This window comes from Amycolatopsis sp. NPDC049252, from assembly GCF_043197175.1.
Lineage (GTDB): Bacteria > Actinomycetota > Actinomycetes > Mycobacteriales > Pseudonocardiaceae > Amycolatopsis.
Genome location: NZ_JBICSQ010000046.1, coordinates 47,191 through 66,517, shown reverse-complemented (window position 1 = coordinate 66,517; position 19,327 = coordinate 47,191). Strand labels below are relative to the sequence as shown.

General features: G+C 74.2%; 7 protein-coding genes. 6 read left to right on the top strand and 1 reads right to left on the bottom strand.

What is annotated here, in order from left to right:
• On the bottom strand, positions 1 to 1,540 hold a 1,540-nt coding region (locus ACGFMK_RS33210; RefSeq protein WP_392771698.1), incomplete at its 3' end, for an ATP-binding protein.
• A 391-nt stretch (positions 1,541 to 1,931) separates the two neighbouring features.
• On the opposite strand from ACGFMK_RS33210, the gene ACGFMK_RS33205 reads away from it, so the two are divergent.
• From ACGFMK_RS33205 to ACGFMK_RS33180, 6 genes are all read left to right on the top strand, one after another.
• The gene (locus ACGFMK_RS33205; protein WP_392771695.1) at positions 1,932 to 2,540 is read left to right on the top strand and encodes a LuxR C-terminal-related transcriptional regulator; all 609 of its coding nucleotides are present in this window, start codon (positions 1,932 to 1,934) and stop codon (positions 2,538 to 2,540) included.
• 275 nt (positions 2,541 to 2,815) lie between these two features.
• Positions 2,816 to 3,403 (top strand): LuxR C-terminal-related transcriptional regulator, encoded by a 588-nt coding sequence (locus ACGFMK_RS33200; protein WP_392771692.1) that lies wholly within the window; start codon positions 2,816 to 2,818, stop codon positions 3,401 to 3,403.
• 194 nt (positions 3,404 to 3,597) lie between these two features.
• Entirely contained in the window at positions 3,598 to 9,651 is a 6,054-nt protein-coding gene (locus ACGFMK_RS33195) for an amino acid adenylation domain-containing protein (RefSeq protein ID WP_392771689.1), read from the top strand.
• Positions 9,652 to 9,672: 21 nt separating this feature from the next.
• Positions 9,673 to 16,860: an amino acid adenylation domain-containing protein gene (locus ACGFMK_RS33190; protein WP_392771686.1), complete on the top strand. Its 7,188-nt coding sequence runs from the start codon at positions 9,673 to 9,675 to the stop codon at positions 16,858 to 16,860.
• A complete protein-coding gene (locus tag ACGFMK_RS33185) occupies positions 16,857 to 18,083 on the top strand; it encodes a cytochrome P450 (RefSeq protein ID WP_392771685.1) in 1,227 nt (408 codons plus the stop codon). Before ACGFMK_RS33190 ends, ACGFMK_RS33185 begins: the two co-directional genes overlap by 4 nt.
• On the top strand, positions 18,083 to 19,327 hold the full coding sequence (locus ACGFMK_RS33180) for an MFS transporter (protein WP_392771682.1): 1,245 nt from the start codon (positions 18,083 to 18,085) through the stop codon (positions 19,325 to 19,327). The genes ACGFMK_RS33185 and ACGFMK_RS33180 overlap by 1 nt, the downstream gene beginning before the upstream one ends.

The following is a 19,327-nucleotide window of genomic DNA, read 5'->3' as shown; positions in this document are numbered from 1 at the left end:
GGCCGAGCAGCGCCCGGGCCGTGTCCACCTGGGCCAGCGCCTCGTCCACCCGGCCGGCCACCTCCAGCGCCCAGGCCAGCCGGGTGTGCAGCACGGCCCGGCGCGCGGGAGTGAGCCCGTCGAACTGGTCGAGCGCGGCGACCGAAGAAAGGGCCCGGTCCACCAGGCCGTCCTCGGCCAGGGCCAGCAGCAGCTGTTCCAGGGTGTCGGCGCGGGACGCCGGGTCGCCGGCGAGCAGTTCCCACGCCTGGCTCAGCAAGGCGACGGCCGCGGTGGTCGCGCCCCGGTCCAGCGCGCGCCGGCCGCTCTCGGCGAACAGCCGTCCGGCGGCGGGCCGCTGGTCGGCCGCCAGGCGCAGGGTGGCGGCCAGCTCGCACCACTCCCCCGGCAGGCCGGGGTGCAGCGAGTCCACGGCGTCGGCCGCGCGGGCCGCTAGCCGGACCCGGTCGTCGTCGCCGAGCTGGGCCAGCACCGCCGCCCGGCCGAGCGGGTGCCGGAAGGCGTACCAGCCGGTGCCGGTGTCCGGTTCGACCAGCGGGCCGGCCAGGTCGTCGCGCAGCAGGCCCACGACGTCGTCCTCGGTCAGGCCGGTGGCGCGGGCGAGCGCGGCGAGCGGGAACCGGGGACCGAACAGCACGGCCGCGGAGAGCACGTCCCGGGTGCGCTCGTCCAGCCCGGCGATGCGAGTGGCCAGGGGGCGGGCCAGTGCGGGCGGCAGCACCGGGTCGGCCCGGTCCGCGAGCCCCCAGAGCGCGCCCTCGCGGACCACGACCTTCTCCTGCACCAGCGCGGTGACGACCTCCTCGGCCAGGAACGGGTTGCCGGCGCTGCCCGCCCACACCAGCTCCAGCGCCTCGGCCGGCACCGTCTCCGGGTCGGTGTCCAGGCGGGCTCCCACCAGCGCGCGCAGGTCGGCCCGGGTCAGCCGGGCCGGCTCGATCAGCCGGCCGCGGCCGCGCTGCGCGGCGTCGCGGACCAGGGCGAGCGCGGCGCCGTCCGTCTCGCGCAGCCCGCAGAGCAGCAGGGTCGGCTGCCGGTCGACGTTGTCGATCAGGTACTCGAGCATGGCCAGCGACGCGGTGTCCGCGTCGTGCAGGTCGTCCAGGGCGAGCAGGCAGCCCCGCCCCTCGCCGGCCACCCCGGTCAGCCGCAGCACGGCCTCGCCGAGGGTCACCGGCGACTCGACGGCGGGACCGGCGGGCGGATCGCACCACTCGGGCACCAGCCGACCCAGAACCGTGGCGTAGGAGCCGAGTGCGGACGGCTCGACCGGTTCCGTTCGGAGGAGGTGCAGAATTGCTTCGGTAAATGGGCGGAACGACACCGATGGTCCGATTGCGCTCGCCCGCCCGCGCAACAGCGCCATCCCCGCCGTGTTCGCCAGTTCGATACCCTCGGTTATCAACCGGGACTTGCCGATTCCACTTTCCCCCACGACGAACACGGCTCCGCCGCGCCCATCCCGGGCAGCTGACAACGCATCGTCCACCACCCGTAACTCTTCGCTCCGACCGACCACAATTAGTGAGCGGTATTCCATGACGGAGAATGCTAATCGATTCTCACGGACCACGCCGTGCGTAATTGTGCTCGACGCTGACGATATTTTTGACCGCAGCCGATCGGGGTAGTGAACGGCGTTTCATGATCGGGCAATCGAATTTCCGGACGGGCCGGACGCAAACCGACGGGGACCTTAGCGGGCCGGGCGCGCGCCGTCATGCGGGGCGGGCCCGCATGTTTTGGGGTCACCCGCCGGCCGCACGCTCGCCCGGCTCGGCGGCCCGGGTTGACCCTCACAGCGTTCGCGCAGGTCAACGACGTCGCCGTGGTGCGTGCGGGTGCCGCGGGAACCTGGGGGTCCGTGACCGAAGCGGGACGCTCCGTCACCGGTCGAGGGTGGAAACACGAGCCGGACCCGAGGAGGACTCATGGGCGAACCCGTCGCCGTCAGCGTCGTCGCGCAGGACCCGATGCTCGAAGCCGGGGTGACCGTGGCGGTGCACGGCTGTCCCGACGTCGACGTCTCCCCACCGGGAGTGCCGCCGGCGGTCACCGTGGTCATCGTCGACGAGCTGGGTGAGCACGAACTGGACCTGGTGCGCGCGACCCGCACCGCGGCCCACCGGCCGGAGGTGGTGCTGGTGGCCACCGAGCTGACCCCCACCCAGGCGCTGCACGCGATCGCCACGGGCGCCCGCGGCCTGCTGCGCCGCCGGGAGACCGACCCGGACAGACTGGCCCGCACGGTGCTGGCCGCCGCGGCGGGTGACGCCGCGATGCCGCCGGACCTGCTCGACCACCTGCTGGACCACACCGCCGCCCATCGGCCCCCGGGCTCGGCCGGGCTCGGGCTGAGCGACCGCGAGCGGGCGGTGTTCCGGCTGGTCGCGGACGGCCGGGAGACCGGCGAGATCGCCCGCGAGCTGAGCTACTCCCAGCGCACGGTGGCGGGGGTCGTCCACGACGTGACCAACCGGTTCCGGCTGCGCAACCGGGCGCATGCGGTGGCGTACGTACTGCGGGCGGGTCTGCTGTGACCGGGCGCGAAGGGCCGACGCCGGGGAGCGCGGGCCGGCCGGGCGAGCTGGCCGAGGCCCGACGCGAACCGGCGACCCAGGAGAGCGCGGCACCGCCGAATGGCACATCCGGCGCAGAGTCGGCCGCGACACCGCCCCGGAACAGCGCGCTCCAAGCGGGCGAGCTTCCCGCGAACCGGCGCGAACCGCCGACCTCCGAGAGCGCGGTCCCACGCCGGCCCGGCGACCCCCGACCCGGCGAGGTTTCGCCGAACTGGCGCGAACCGGAGTACGCGATGCCGCCGGCCGAGGAGGTGCGGGTGCGGGTCGCCGCGCCTGATGCGGCTCTGCGGGCGAACATGCACACCGCGCTGGATCGGGCCGGGGTGCCGCTGGCCCGGGAGCCGTCGTCCGATGCGGTCCTGCTGGCCGCTGCGTCCACTGTGGACGAAGCGCTTGCGGACTGCCCTGCCGGGGACCAGGCGGGGATCGTCGTCGTCGCGGATCGGTTGCCTGCCGATGGGGTGCGCCGGGCCGTGCGGGCCGGGGCCGCGGTGCTCGTCCAGTCCGCCAGGGCCACCCCGGCGCGGCTGGCCGCGGCGGTGCGCTCGGCCCACGACGGCGACGGCCGCCTCCCGCACGAGGCGCTGGTCCGGCTGCTGGGCACCGACCGGCGGAAACAGGCGGCCCCACCGCGGCTGACCGCCCGCCAGCTGGTCATGCTGCGGCTGATGGCCGAGGGTCTGGACAACATCGGCATCGCCCGGGCGCTGTCCTGCTCGGCGCACACCGTGAAGAACGTGATCTACGACCTGATGAGCCGCCTCCAGGCCCGCAACCGCGCACACGCGGTGGCCGCCGGCGTGCGCGCCGGCCTGATCTGACCTGAAGTCCGTGAATGTCGCATTGAGGGACTCTGAGTCCCTCAATGCGACATTCACGGACTTGGGACGGGCGGCCACGCGGCATGGGTAGAAGCTGCAGAACTGGGCGCACCCGGCGGGTGCCGCCGCTTCCCTGGTGAGCGCCCATGCCGGCGAAGCAGACTCGGCCGGGGACAACACCCGGGAGGCCGAAAGTGCATGACGGGGTCAACGACGGCGGCACACAGGTGTCGTTCGCGCAGCGGCGGCTCTGGTTCGCCCAGCAGCTCGACCCGGACTCGGCGGACTACCTGCTGCCGCTCGCTTTGCGGCTGTCCGGCGACCTGGACACCGACGCCCTCATCCGGTCGCTGACCGCGATCGTCGACCGGCACGAGGTGCTGCGGACCCGGTTCGCCGCCGTCGACGGCGAGCCCCGGCCGCAGGTCGAGCCGCCGGGACGGGCGCGCGTGCACCGGACCCGGGCCCGTGACGCCGCCGAGCTGTTCGACCGGGAGCTGAGCCGGCCGATGGACCTCGCGGCCGCCCCGCCCGTGCGCCTCGCCCTGGCGCGCCTCGATTCCGGGGACCACCTCCTGCTCGTGGTCGTGCACCACATCGCCGTGGACGGGCGGTCCTGGGACGTCCTGCTCGACGAGCTCGCGGCCGGTTACCGGGGTGAGCCGGTGGCGCCGCCGACGACGAAGTACGCCGACGTCGCCCGAAAGCAGCGTGAACGGCTGTCCGGTGCGCGGCTGGAGCGGCTGCTCGAACACTGGCGCACCCGGCTGGCCGGGCTCGGCCCGCTCGACCTGCCGACCGACCGGCCACGCCCGGTCTTCTGGGACGGCGCGGGTGACGTCGTGCGCTTCACCATCCCCGCCGAGCTGGTCGCCGCGGCGGACGAACTCGCCAAGACCCACCGCGTCACCCGGTACATGCTGCTGCTGGCCGTGTACCAGGCCCTGCTCGCGCACTACTGCGGCCGCGACGACATCGCCGTCTGCACCACGCTTTCCGACCGCACCCGGCCCGAGCTGGCCGGGCTGATCGGGCCGTTCGTCAACACCGTCGTGCAGCGCACCGACCTGAGCGGCGGCCCGGGTTTCACCGAACTGCTGGGCCGCGTCCGGGACACCGTGCTGAGCGGCCTCTCCGCGGCCGAGGCGCCGTTCGAGCAGGTGGTCGGCGCGGTCAGCACCGAGCGCGACCTGTCCCGCCACCCGCTCGCCCAGGCCTCCTTCACCCTGGTCAACACCGCGCTCGCGCCGATCCGGCTGCCCGGCCTGGACGCCGAGCTGGTGCCGCCGCCGCTGGTCGGCGCGCCGATGGACGTCTTCCTCGACCTCAACCTCCGCCCCGACGGCGGGCTCGCCGCCCGGCTGCAGTACGCCACCACGCTCTTCGACGCCGGCACCATGCAGCGGTTCAGCGAGGGCTACCGGACGCTGCTGGCCGCGGTGCTCGCCGCGCCCGAGACCCCGGTGGCCGACCTCGCGGCCGCGTTGGGCCCCCTCCGCGAACACGCACAGACACCGGATTACTTTGCGGTACAAGGAGATCCCCACCAGACGGCGGTCGTCGACGCCGAGCGTGAAGTGACCTACGCCCAGCTCGACACGATGGTCGAGGGACTGGCCGGCGCGTTGCACGCGCGTGGCGTGAACCGCGGCGACGCCGTGGCCGTGTGCGTCGGACGCGGGGTGTGGTCGGTGGCCGCGATGCTCGCGATCTGGCGGGCGGGCGGGGTGTACGTGCCGTTGGATCCCGCGCTGCCAAACGAACGACAGCGGTTCATGGTGTCCGAAGTGGACGTCACCCACGTGATCGCCGACGCCGGGACAACCCACCTCGAGGTGCCGGTCGTGCCGGTGACCGAGACCGGGCCGCCCGCACCGGCCGGAACGCCGCACCCGAACGACCTCGCCTACGTCATCTTCACCTCGGGCTCCTCGGGGCGTCCCAAGGCCGTCGGGGTCGAACACCGCGCCATGGCGGCGCACGTCGCAGCACTGCGCGAGCACTTCGGAATCACCGCCGCCGACCGCGTGCTGGCGTTCTCCTCGTTCTCGTTCGACGCGTCACTGGACCAGCTGCTGCCCGCGCTGAGCACCGGCGCGACCGTGCTCGTCCGGCCGGACGAGCAGTGGCTGCCGTCGCGGCTGTCCACGATCGTCCGGGACCACAGCCTCACCGTGCTGAACCTGCCGCCGACGTACTGGTCGGAGCTGGCCTTCGCGCTCACCGAGGCCACCGCGCCCGCCCTGCGTTCGCTGCGGCTGCTGATCCTGGGCGGCGAAACCATCCCGCCCAGCGCGCTCGCCGCGTGGCGGCAGCACGTCCCCTGGGTCCGGGTCGGCAACGCCTACGGCCCCACCGAAACCGTCGTCACCGCGACCGTGCACGACCTGTCCACAGTGGACGACATCGTCCCCATCGGACGACCGCTGGGCAGCAGGCGCACCTACATCGTGGACGCGCAAGACCGCCTGGCGCCCACCGGCGAGCTGCTCATCGGCGGCCAAGAACTCGCCCGTGGCTACCTGGGCCGTCCCGGACTGACGGCGGAACGCTTCGTGCCCGACCCCTTCGGTGGCACCGGTGGGCGGCTCTACCGCACCGGCGACCTGGTGCGCCGCCGTCCGGACGGCGCGCTGGAGTTCCTGGGCCGGGTGGACGACCAGGTCAAGGTGCGCGGGTTCCGGATCGAACTCGGCGAGGTCGACGCGGCGCTGGCCCGCTGTGATGGCGTCCGCGCCGCCGCGTCCGCCGTGCGCCGGGACCCGCAGGGCGGGCAGACGCTGATCGGCTACGTCGTCGGCGAGACCGAAGGGGTGCGCGCCGAGTGCGGGCAGTGGCTGCCGGCCTACGCCGTGCCCACCGAAATCGTGGCCTTGGACGCGCTTCCGGTGAACGCCGCGGGCAAGCTCGACCGGGCCGCGCTCCCGGACGCGCACCAGCACCGGCTCACCCCGGACGCCGGGTTCACCGCGCCGCGCGACGAGACCGAGCGGGCCATCGCGGCCATCTGGAGCGAGGTTCTCGGCGTCGAGCCGATCGGCATCGACGACTCCTTCTTCGACCTCGGCGGGCATTCGCTGCTGGCCACGATGGCCGTGTCGCGGGTCGCCGAGCGCCTCGACCGGGACGTCGAGCTGCGCACGCTGTTCGAGAACCCGCGCATCCGCGACTTCGGCCCCCGCGTCGCCGCCGCCCGTGCGGCCGGGGGCGCCGGGATCGTGCCGGTGGACCGGCGCGGGCCGCTGCCGATGTCGTTCGCCCAGGAACGCCTGTGGTTCCTCGACCGGATGTCCGAGCTGGGCGCGGACTACGTGCTGTGGTTCTCCTGGCGGGTGCGCGGCCCCCTGGACCGCGCGGCCTGGCAGGGCGCGCTGAACGACGTCGTCGCGCGGCACGAGGTCCTGCGCACCGCCCTGGTCGAGCTGGACGGACGCCCGGTGCAGCTGGTCCGCGACGCCGTCACCGTGCCCCTGCACTGGACCGAAGGGACCGCCGACACCGTGCGGGCCGAGGCGACGGCGTTCGCCACCGCCCGGTTCACCCTGGCCGAGCCGCCGCTGCTGCGGGCCGGGGTGTGGGCACTGGGTCCCGACGACCACGTCGTCGTGCTCGCCTTCCACCACGTCGCCACCGACGGCTGGTCCACGGGCCTCGTGTTCGACGAACTCGCGCAGGCCTACGCCGGACACCGCATCGCCCAACCGTCCGTGCAGTACGGCGATTTCGCGGTGTGGCAACGGGAGCGGGACACGAGCGGGCAGCTGGAGTACTGGCGGCACGCGCTGGCTGATATGTCTACTTTGGACCTTCCCGCCGACCGGCCCCGGCCCGCGGTGCGCTCGGGTCGCGGCGCGGCCGTGCGCGTCTCGTGGCCGATGACCGCCGAACTCGACGCGCTGGCCGCCCGCTGCGGCGCGACCCGGTTCATGGTGCTGCTGGCCGTGTTCCAGGTGGTGCTCGGCCGCTGGGCCGGCCGGACCGACATCCCGGTGGGCACCCCGGTGGCCGGGCGCGGGCGGACCGAGCTGGAGCGGCTGGTCGGGTTCTTCGTCAACACCGTGGTGCTGCGCGGCGACCTGGCCGGCGACCCGGCGTTCACGACGTTCCTGGACCGGGTCCGCCAGGGGGTGCTCGGTGCGTTCGACCACCAGGACGTGCCGTTCGAGCACCTGGTGCAGGACCTGCGGCCCGAGCGCGACCTGTCGCGCAACCCGTTGTTCCAGGTCATGTTCGACCTGGCCGAGTCGGCGGCGAGCCCGGCGCCCGCCGTCGCGGACCTCGAGTTCGCCCCGTTCACGCTGCCGTGGCAGTCGGCCAAGTTCGACCTGACCGCGAACGTCGTGCTCCACCCCGACCGGATCGACCTGGACCTCGAGTACAGCACCGACCTCTTCGACGAAGCGACCGTGCACCGGTTCGCCGAGTGGATGCGCCGGACCCTCGCCGCCGTGGCCGCCGACCCGGACGTGCGGATCGGGGACGTCGACCTGCTCTCCGAAGCCGAGCGCGCCGAGGTGCTGACCTGGGCCGGAACCGGTGAGGCCGCGCAGGATCCGTTGCTGGTCGCCGGAGCGCCGGACGACGTCGCGCTGGTGTGCGGGGACGAGACCCTGCGCTACCGCGAGCTGGACGAGGAGGTCGGCCGGCTGGCCGGAGCGCTGGTGGCCGACGGCGTCCGGCCCGGCACGGCGGTCGGGGTGCGGCTGCCCCGGGGCGTGCGGTCGGTGGTGGCGATGCTGGCCGTCTGGCGCGCGGGCGGGGTGTACGTGCCCCTGGACCCGCGGTTCCCGCAGCGGCGGCTGGAGTTCATGGTCGCCGAAGCCGGCGTCGAGCACGTCATCAACAACACCGAGGTGCGGGCGGACCCGGTCGGGCCGCGGACGCCGGATCCTCGCGAGACCGCCTACGTCATCTTCACCTCGGGCTCGTCCGGGCGGCCCAAGGCGGTCGCGGTCCCGCACGGCGCCCTCGCCGCGCACGTGGCCGCCGCAAGGGATTGCTTTGGGATCAAGGCAAACGACCGCGTGCTGTCCTTCGCGTCCTTCTCGTTCGACGCCTCGTTCGAGCAGATCCTCCCCGCCCTCAGTGCAGGAGCGCGGGTGGTGCTGCGCCCGGACGACGTGTGGTCGGTGCACGAGCTGGCCGAGCGCGTGCGCGCCGAGGGCGTGACCGTCCTGGAGCTGACGCCCTCCTACCTCACCGAGCTGACCGCCGCCGACGTCGACCTGGGCGGGCTGCGGCTGCTGGTCACCGGCGGCGAGGTCCTGCCGGCCGCGACGCTGAACCGCTGGTTCGAGCGGCGGCCCGCGGTGCCGGTGGTGAACACCTACGGCCCCACCGAGTCCGTCATCTCCAGCACCGCCCACCGGGTCACCGGGCCGTGCGCCGGACGCGTCCCGATCGGCGGGGCGCTGGGCGGACGTCGGCTGTACGTCGTGGACGCCCGGGGCGCCCTCGTCCCGGCCGGGGTACCCGGCGAGCTGCTGGTGGGCGGCGACGAGCTGGCCCACGGCTACCTCGGCCGTCCGGGCGCCACCGCGGAGAGGTTCGTGCCGGACGTCTTCGGCGGCACCGGCGGGCGGCTCTACCGCACCGGCGACCTGGTGCGCTGGCGGCCGGACGCGACGCTGGAGTTCCTCGGCCGCGTCGACGACCAGGTCCAGATCCGGGGGTTCCGGGTCGAGCCCGGCGAGGTCGAGGCCGTGCTGCGGGAGCACCCCGCGGTCACCGACGCCGCCGTCGTGGTGCGGGACGTCCGGGGCGAGCTCGCCCTGGTCGCGTACGTGGCCGGCGCCGTCGAGCCGCTGCGCGAGTGGTGCGTGAACCGGCTGCCGGGTTACCTGGTGCCGCCGGTGTTCGTGGCGCTGGAGACGTTGCCGCGCACGGTGCCGGGCAAGGTCGACGTCGCCGCGCTGCCCGCCCCGGACGTGCCGGTGGCGGCGGGGTTCGAGGCCCCGGACTCCCCCACCGAGACGGTCACCGCGCAGATCTGGGCCGAGGTGCTCGGGGTCGCGCGGGTCGGGCGGCACGAAGACTTCTTCGCCCTCGGCGGGCATTCCCTGCGCGCGGTCGCGGTTGCCGCCCGGCTGCGGGCCGCGTTCGGCTGCCCGGTGCAGGTGCGCGACCTGTTCGAGGACCCGACCGTCGCGCGGCTCGCGGCGCGGGTGGAGGACCGGCTCATCGCGGAGATCGCCGCGATGAGCGACGACGAGATCGATCTGTCCCTGACGGTGGATCACCGCAGCTGACGAACGGGAAGGACACACGGCATGACCACCTCGGAGACCCGCGCCCCGGCGTCACGGGCGAACCTGTCGGCGGCCGCGCAACGCCTGCTCGCCCAGCGGCTGCGCGGCGCGGCCACCGCCGAACCGGCCGGGATCCCCCGCCGGGACCCGGCCGGCGACCGGGCGCCGCTCTCGGCCACCCAGCAGCGGCTCTACTTCCTGGACCAGCTCGAACCGGGCAGCACGGAGTACCTGATGCCCGCCGCGTGGCGGCTGCGCGGGCCCCTGGACGTCGACGCGCTCGCCGCGGCGGTCGACGACCTCGTCGCCCGGCACGAGCAGCTCCGGGTGATCTTCCCCGACGAGCAAGGTGTTCCGGCACAACAGGTTCTGCCTGCCCGCGGCGACTGCCTGCGGGTGCTCGACGGGGACGCGGACACGGTCCACGAGCTGGCCACCGCGCCGTTCGACCTGGCCGCCGAGCCCGCCTTCCGGCCCGCGCTGGTGCGCTTCGCGGCCGAGGAGCACGTGCTCGTGCTGGCCATGCACCACATCGTCACCGACGGCTGGTCCCTGGACGTGCTGCTGCGCGACCTGCGCGAACTGTACCGGGCGCGGCTGGCGGGCGAGACCGCCCGGCTCCCCCGGCTGGCGGTGGACTACCTCGATTACGCCGTCTGGCAACGGAATTCCGCCGACTCCGAAGCGGCCAAGGCCGACCTCGACCACTGGCGTGACGCGCTGGCCGGGCTCAGCCCCTTGGAGCTGCCCACGGACCACCCGCGCCCCGCCGTCCGGTCGCACGCGGGCGCGGTGCACCGCGTCGAGCTGCCCGAGCCGCTCACGGAAGCGCTCGCCGAGGTGGGCCGCCGGGCCGACACCACGCCGTTCATGACCCTGCTCGCGGCCCTGCAGGCGACCCTGGCGTTCCACAGTGGACAGGACGACGTCGCCGTCGGCACCATCGTGGCCAACCGGGACCGCCCGGAAACCGAGGACCTGGCCGGGTTTTTCGTCAACACCCTGGTCATGCGCGCGGACCTCACCGACGACCCGACGAGCGCGCGGCTGCTGGCGCGGACCCGGGAACGGGTGCTGGACGCGCTGGGCCACCAGGGCGTGCCGTTCGAGCGGATCGTCGACGAGCTGGTGCCGGACCGGGACCTCTCCCGCACTCCCCTGTGCTCGGTGCTGTTCTCGCACGCCGGCGCGGGCTCGGGCGGGTTCACCCTGGGCGAAGCGACCGGGGAGGCGTTCCCGGTGGCGCTGACCGAGGCCAAGTTCGACCTCGCGCTGGAGGCCGCGGAGCACGACGGCCGCGTCCGGCTGTCCTGGCTCTACCGGACCGACCTGTTCACCGCGGAGACCGTCGCCCGGCTGGCCGACCACATGGTGACCGTGCTGCGGGCGTTCGCCGAACGGCCGGACACGCGCCTCGGTGAGCTGGACCTGCTGACCGAGGCCGAGCGGTCCTGGCTGCTCGGCCCGCAGGGCCCGGGGCAGCACCGGCCCGCCGCGGCGCCGGCCCGTCCGGTGCTGGACCGCTTCGCCGAGCAGGTCCGGCTGCGGCCGGACGCGGTCGCGGTGAGCGGGGGTGGCGCCACCCTGACCTACGCCGAGCTGGACGCCCGGGCCGACGCGCTCGCGCTGCGCCTGCGGGCGGCCGGGATCGCGGCAGACTCCCTGGTCGGCATCAGCCTGGCCCGGTCGGTCGAGCTGGCCGTGGCGGTGCTCGGGGTGTGGCGGGCCGGCGCGGCCTACCTGCCGCTGGACCCGGCGCACCCGCGAGGCCGGCTGGAGTTCGTCGTCACCGACGCTCGCATCACGGCCGCCGTCACCGACGAGGCCGGCCGGGCCGCCCTGGCGGGCCTGCCGGTCGAGCCGATTCCCTTGGAGGGTCCCGTTCTCACCGGGATGGTGCCCGAGATCCGGACCGGCGACGCCCCGGCGTACGTCATGTACACGTCGGGGTCGACCGGGCAGCCCAAGGGTGTCGAGGTCACCCACGGCAACGTGGCCTGGCTGTTCGACGCGGCGGACCGGTGCTTCGACTTCGGCACCGGCGACGTCTGGGCGCTGGTGCACTCGGCGACGTTCGACCTGTCGGTGTGGGAGCTGTGGGGCGCGTTGACCGTCGGCGGGCGCACGGTGGTACTGACCGAGGACGAGGTCCGCGACCCGGCCGCGGTGCACACCGTGCTGCGCGACGAGGGCGTCACCGTGCTGACCCAGACCAACGCCGCGTTCAGCGGCCTGCGCGCGCACCTGGAGCGCGAGGGCGCGGGCTTCGCCGGCCTGGCCCTGCGCACGGTGGTCTTCGCCGGGGACGCCTTCGACGCCCGGGAGTACCGGGACTGGTTCAGCGGTGCGGAGACCCGCCCCGCCCTGGTGAACATGTACGGCATCACCGAGACCACCGTCCACGTCACTTACCGGCTGATCACGGCGGCGGACACCACCGCCGCGGTGACGTCGCCGGTGGGCCTGCCGATGCACGGCTCCCGCGGGTACGTCCTGGACGCGCGCGGCCGGCTCGTGCCCCCGGGCACCGTCGGGGAGCTGTACGTCGCCGGCGACGGCGTCGCACTGGGTTACCGCAACCGCCCGGAGCTGACCGCGGCGCGCTTCACCACCGACCGGTTCGCCGGCGACGGCGCCCGGATGTACCGCAGCGGCGACCTCGTGCGCGTGCTGCCCGACGGGCAGCTGAACTACGTCGGCCGCGCCGATCACCAGGTCAAGATCCGCGGCTACCGCGTCGAACCGGGTGAGGTGGAGAGCGCGCTGCGGGACTGCCCCGGGGTGGCCGACGCGGCCGTCGTGGCGCGCCCCGAGCCCGGCGGGGACGCCCGGCTGGTCGGGCACGTCGTGACGGACGGGGCGCGGCCGCTCGACGTCCCCGCGTTGCGTACCGCGCTGCGGGCCACGCTGCCGGAGTACATGGTGCCCGCGCTGTTCGTGGCCCACCCCGCGCTGCCGGTGACCGCGAACGGCAAGATCGACCGGGCCGCGCTGCTGGCCGTGCGGGACGGCGCCGTCGTGACCCCGGCCGAGCACGTCGCACCGCGGACGGCGACCGAGGCGACGCTGGCCGCGGTGTGGGCCGAGGTGCTCGGGGTCGGCCGCGCCGGGCTCGCCGACAACTTCTTCGAGCTCGGCGGCGACTCGATCCTCGCGTTGCGCGTGATCGGGCTGGCCCGCGCGGCCGGGCTGGGGCTCACCGTGGCCGACCTGTTCCGCGCCCGCACCCTGGGCGAGCTGGCCGCGCTGACCACCGAGGCACCGGGAGACGAACCCGCGCCGGTGGCACCGTTCGCCATGCTCGATCCGGCCGACCGAGCGAAGCTGCCGGAGGGCCTGGCCGACGCCTACCCGCTGACCATGCTGCAGGCCGGGATGCTGCACGAAATGCTGGCGCAGCCCCGGATCGGCGCCTACCACAACGTCACCGACCTGAAGATCACCGTCACCGAGACGTTCGACCGGGACGCGTTCCAGGCCGCGATGGACCGGCTCGTGCGCACGCACGACAACCTGCGCACGTCGATCGACCTCGTGTCCTACCGCGAACCCCTGCAGCTGGTGCACGAGAACGCCACGCTGCGGGTGGGGTACACCGACCTGCGCGGGCTCGACCGGGACGCGCAGCGGGCGGCCCGCCGCCGCTACGCCGACACCGAGTTCGCCAATCGCTTCGACCTGAGCCGGGCCCCGCTGATCCGGGTGCACCTGCACCAGCTCACCGAGCACGACCTGCGGATCGTCATCACCGACTGCCACGTCGCCATCGACGGCTGGAGCCTGACGTCGATGATCGCCGACCTGGTCGCGCTGCACGGGCGGATCGTGCGCGGGGAGACCCTGCCCGATCCGGAGCCGGCACCGCGGTACGCGGAGTACGTCGCGGCTGAACGGGCCGCCACGTCGTCGGAGGAGTCGCTGGCCTTCTGGCGCGGTGTGCTCGCCGACCTCGCTCCGGTGCGGTTCACCCGCCGCGGCGCGACCGACGGCGCGGTGCTGTACGAGGTGCGCCGCTCCTTCGCCGGCCTGGCCGGGGAAATCGGCGCGCTCGCCACGCGGGCCGGGGTGCCGCGGCGCAGCGTGCTGCTGGCCGCCTTCCACCACACGATGGGCTTGTTCGCCGAGCGCGACGACCAGACCCGCGGGCACGCCGTCGGCCTGACCACCAACGGCCGCCCCGAGCGTGCGGGCGCCGACCGGATGCGCGGCCTGTTCGTCAACACGGTGCCCTTCGGCATCACCGGCGAGCCGGAGAGCTGGCTGGAGCTGATCCACACGGTGTTCGCCGCCGAGCAGGACCTGATGCCGCACCGGGTGGTGCCGCTGGCCCGGATCGCGCGGCTGCGCCCGGGCGCGCCGAACCTGCTCGACACCGTCTTCAACTACGTCAACTTCCACCAGCTCGCGCCGGAGAACTGGGAGGAGGCCGAGGAGTTCGCGCGGACGATGTTCCCGCTGTACATCAACATGAGCGTGGACGGGTTCAGCATCGACGTCGACCCCGAGTACCTCGACCCGGCCACCGCGGACCAGCTCGCCGACCTGATCCGGGACCTGGTCGAGCGGATGGTGGCCGACCCAGAGGGCCCGGTCACCCGTCCGGCGCTCGCCGGGGCCGCCCGCGAACGGGCGCTCGGTCCGTGGGCCCACGGTCCCGTGGCCGCCAACCCGGTGGCGCTGTTCCCGGAGTACGTCCACGAGCACGCGGTCCGCACCCCGGACGCGGTGGCCGTCGCCCACGAAGGGACGTCGCTGACTTACGCCGAGCTGGACACCCGCTCCGACGCGCTCGCCGCCCGGTTGGCCGGGCTCGGTGTCGGGCCGGAGGTCGTCGTCGGGATCTGCGCCCGGCGGGGGCCGGACCAGGTGCGCGCGGCGCTGGCCGTGCTCAAGGCGGGAGGCGCGTTCCTGCCGCTGGATCCCGGTTACCCGGCCGACCGGCTGGCCTTCATGGCCGCCGACAGCGGGATGCGCGTGCTGCTCACGGAGTCCGATGTGGACGAAACGGTTCCCTTCGGCGGCACCAAGGTGCTGCTGGACGAGCCCGAGTCAGGCCCGGTCGGCACGCCCGTACGCCCGCACCTGGACCACCCCGCGTACGTGCTCTACACGTCCGGCTCGACCGGGCTGCCCAAGGGTGTCGTCGTGCCGCACCGCGGCCTGGTCAACCTGGTCCACGCCCAGCGCGACCTGTTCGCCACGGCCCCGGACGAGCGGATCCTGCAGCTGGCGTCGTTCAACTTCGACGTCTCGATCCACGAGATCGTGCTGGCGCTGGCCAACGGCGCCCGGCTGTGCACGGCACCGGCGGAAAACCTCCGCCCCGGCCCGGATCTGGCCCGCACGATCCGCGACCTCGGCGTCACCACCGCGACCATCGTGCCCACCGCGCTGACCATGCTGGCGGGCGAAGAGCTGCCGACCGTGCGCACCCTGCTCACCGGCGGCGAGGCGCCAACCGAGCAGCTCGTCGAAACGTGGTCGCCGGGCCGGGCCTTCTACAACTGTTTCGGGCCCACGGAAGCCACCGTCTGGACCCACATCGCCCGGTGCGCGCCGGGCGAGGGCCGGCCGGTGATGGGCCTGCCCTTCCGCAACACCGAGTCGTACGTGCTCGACGAACGGTTCCAGCCGGTGCCGGTCGGCGTGCCGGGCGAGCTGTACCTCGGCGGCGCGGGCCTGGCCCGCGGTTACCTGGGCCGCCCCGGCCTGACCGCGGCGAGCTTCGTGCCACACCCGTACGGCGCCCCCGGCGAGCGGCTCTTCCGCACCGGCGACCTGGCCCGCCAGCGCGCCGACGGCGCCGTGGAATGGCTGGGACGCCGTGACTCCCAGGTGAAGCTGCGCGGCTTCCGTATCGAGCTCGGCGAGATCGAACACGCGCTGCGCGCCCTGCCCGAGGTGCGCCAAGCCGTCGTGCTGCTGCGTGAGGACCTGCCCGGCGAGCCCGCGCTGGTCGCCTACGTGGTGGGCGAGACCTCGGACGCCGAGTCGCTGCGGCGGGCGCTGCGCACCCGGGTGCCCGCGCAGCTGGTGCCCGCCTGGTTCGTCTTCCTCGACGCGCTGCCGCTCAACGGGAGCGCCAAGGTCGACCGCCGGGCCCTGCCGCTGCCCCCGGCCGAGCGGCCGGACACCGGCACCGACTACGTGGCACCGGGCACCCCGACCGAGCGCATCCTGGCCGGCATCTGGCAGGAGGTGCTGGGCGTGTCCGACGTCGGCGTGCACGACGACTTCTACCGCGTGGGCGGCAGTTCGCTGTCCACGGTGCGGATCGCCGCCATCGCCACCGCCCGCGGGGTGCCGCTGTCCGTGCGGGACCTGGTCGAGCTGACGACGATCTCCCAGCTGGCCGCGCGGGTCGACGCGGGCGGACCGGACCGGGAGCTCACCGCGCTGCGGTCGGAGGTCCGGCTGCGCGACGGCGTCGGCGAGCCGCTCTACTGCGTGCACCCTTCGGGCGGCAGCGCCACCTGGTACGTGCCGCTGGCCCGCGCCCTCGACCGCGGCCCGGTCGTCGGGTTCCAGGCCCGGGGCCTGCTCGGCGGGGTCGACCCGGTGACCGTGCCCGGCATCGCCGCGAACTACGTCGCCGAGATCCTCGAGCGTGACGAGCCCGGCCCGCACGCCGTGCTGGGCTGGTCGCTCGGCGGCAACCTGGTGCTGGAGATGGCTTCCCAGCTGCGGGCGCAGGGCCGGGACGTCGACCCGCTGATCCTGATCGAGCCCTACCTGCCCAACCCGGAGGCGGCCCGCCGGCTGGCCCGGCTGGGTCAGGACATGCTCGACGCGCTGCCGCTGCGCGACCAGGTGCGGGCCATGGCGCCGTCGCCGCGACGGGACGCGCTCTCGGCCGAGCTGACGGCGTTGCTGCTGGGTGCGGGGATGCGGGCCGACGAAGCCCAGCTCGTGGAGAACGCGCCCATCGAGGTCTGGCACTCGCTGCTGACGGCCATGGCCGAGTACCGGGTCGAGCCGTACCCGGGGGCCATCCACCTGCTCGTCGGCCAGGACGCCGCGGACGCCCCCGCGGGTGAACCCATGCCCGGCCTGGACATGGACTACCGGTCCTACCTCGACCGCTGGCGGGACCTGGCCCGCGGCGGCCTGACCGTGCACGTGGTGCCGGGCAGCCACATGTCGATGCTCACCGAGCCGAACGTGCGCGAGGTCGCCGCGCTGCTCGACCGGATCCGGGAGGGACGATGACCGGCACGCTCACGACGTTCACCGAGCGGTACCTGCTGGACCCCGCGATCAACGCCGAGCCGTACGGGTACCTCGCCGCGCTGCGCGAGCACGACCCGGTGTACTGGAGCGCCATGCACCGCGCCTGGCTGGTGACCGGGCACGCGCCGCTGACCCGCTGCCTGCGCGAACCGGCGATCACCGCCGACCGGGTGCGGCCGCTGATGGACGCCGTGCCCGCCGGGGCCCGCGACGACGCCGAGCGCGCCTTCGCGATCCTGTCCCGCTGGATGGTGTTCAACGACCCGCCGGAACATCGGCGGCTGCGGAAGGTGTTCCAGGAGCCGTTCTCCGCCCGCGCCGTCGGCCGTTACGCGGACATGGTGGCCCGCGCCACCCGGGCGCTGCTGGCCCGCCGGGCCGCGCCCGGCCAGGTCGGCGACCTGCTGGCCGACGTGGCCAAGCCGTTGCCCGCCTTGGTGTTCGCGCGCTGGCTGGGCGTCCCGCAGCGGGACGGCCCGTCGTTCTGGTACTGGAACGCTCGCGTCGGCGACCTGGTGCTCGGCGCCACCCAGGAGGAACGCGAGTACCGGACGTCGCTGCAGTCCCTGGTCAACCTCGACGACTACCTGGCCGGCCTGGTCCGGGCGCGGCGGGCCGAGCCCGCCGACGACCTGATCAGCTCGGTGCTGGCGGGCGGCGAGATCGGGGCGTCGGTCAGCGAGGCCGAGTTCGTCGGGATGCTCACCCAGCTGGCCTTCGCCGGCGGTGAGACGACCAGCAACCTGATCGCCAACGGCGTCCGCGCGTTGCTCCAGCACCCCGAAGAGCTGGCGGCGGTGCGCGCGGACCCGGAGCTGCTGCCGGCGAGCGTCGAGGAGGCGCTGCGGTTCGACGGCCCGTCCAAGATGTCCATCCGGGCCGCGGCCCGCGACTTCGACCTCGACGGCCACGACGTGCGTGCGGGCGACCGGATCTTCCTGATCACCGCGGCGGCCAACCGCGACCCGGACCGGTTCCCCGAGCCGGAGCGGTTTTCGGTGCACCGCAGCGATTCCACCCACCTGGGGTTCGGGCACGGCGCGCACTTCTGCATCGGCGCCGCGCTCGCCCGGCTGGTGGCGCGGGCCGTGCTGAACGTGCTGGTGCACGACTACCCGGACCTCGCGCTGGCCGGATCCGGGCACGAATGGCAGCTGTCCCTGCTCAACCGGAGCCTGACGGCGTTGCCGGTGAGGTACTGATGCGGGGGCGGTCGGCCGTGACCGACGCGGGCTCCCGGCTGTGGGCCCCCGCCCGGCTGGGCCCGTTCCGGCTGCTCTGGCTGGGCCAGTCGCTGTCGTTGCTGGGTGACGGGTTCAGCTACGTCGCGTTCTCGTGGATCACGTTGAGCCTGACCGGTTCCACGCTGGCGCTGGGGTACGTGCTGGCGTTGCAGGCCGTCCCGCGGGCGTTGCTCACGCTGGTCGGCGGGTCGCTGGCCGACAAGTGGTCACCCCGCCGGATCATGGTGCTCTCCAGCTGGGCCCGGACCGCGGTGATGGCGTCGGTCGGCCTGACCGGGCTGACGGGCACGCTGAGCATCGGGCTGCTGTGCGTCGCGGCCGCGGCGTTCGGCGCGGTGGACGCGTTCTTCCAGCCGGCCCGGATGACCGTCCTGCCGTCGGTGGTGGAGAAGGACCTGCTGGCGCCGGCCAACGCCCTGCTCGGCACCGGCTCCCGGATCGCGGCCATGGTCGGCCCGGCCGTGGGCGGCGTGGTGGTGGCCGTGTCGGACGCCGACGTCGCCTTCCTCGTCGACGCGCTGTGTTTCGCGCTGTGCGGGCTCTGCGTGCTGGGCGTCCGCACCCGCGGCGGCTACTCCCCGGTTCGGACTCTCGAGCCGGAGCGCATGCTCGTCCGCATCCGCGCCGGCCTGCGGTACGCCTGGGCCGATCCCCGGATCCGCACGATCCTCGCCATCGACGCGGCGGTGACCTTCTGTTACGCGGGCGCGTTCACGGTGGGTTTCGCCGACCTGGCCCGCTTCGAGCTCGACGGCGGCCCCACGACGCTGGGCGTGCTCAACGGCGCCTTGGCCGCCGGGGCCGTCCTGGGTGGCCTGACGGGCGGGCTGGTCGACGGTCGTCCCCGGATCGGCCTGCTGATCGCGGCGCTGGCGGGCTGGCTCGCGGTGGGCACGGCGGTGCTGGGCGTGCTGCACAACACGGTGGCGGCGGTCGCGACGGTGCTGGCGATGGGGTTCGCCATCGGGTTCCAGGGGGTGTTCGGCCTGAGCTGGATCCAGCGCACCATCGACGAATCGGTGCTGAGCCGGGTGCTCTCGCTGGACATGGTGCTGGGTTACGCGGTCGCGCCGGTTTCGCTGGTGCTGTGCGGAGCGCTGGCGCAGGTGCACACGGCCCTCATGTTCGGCGGTACGGCGGTGATCCTGGCTGTCACCGCGCTGGGTGTTCTCGCCTCGCCTCGGGTCCGCGCGTCGCGCTGA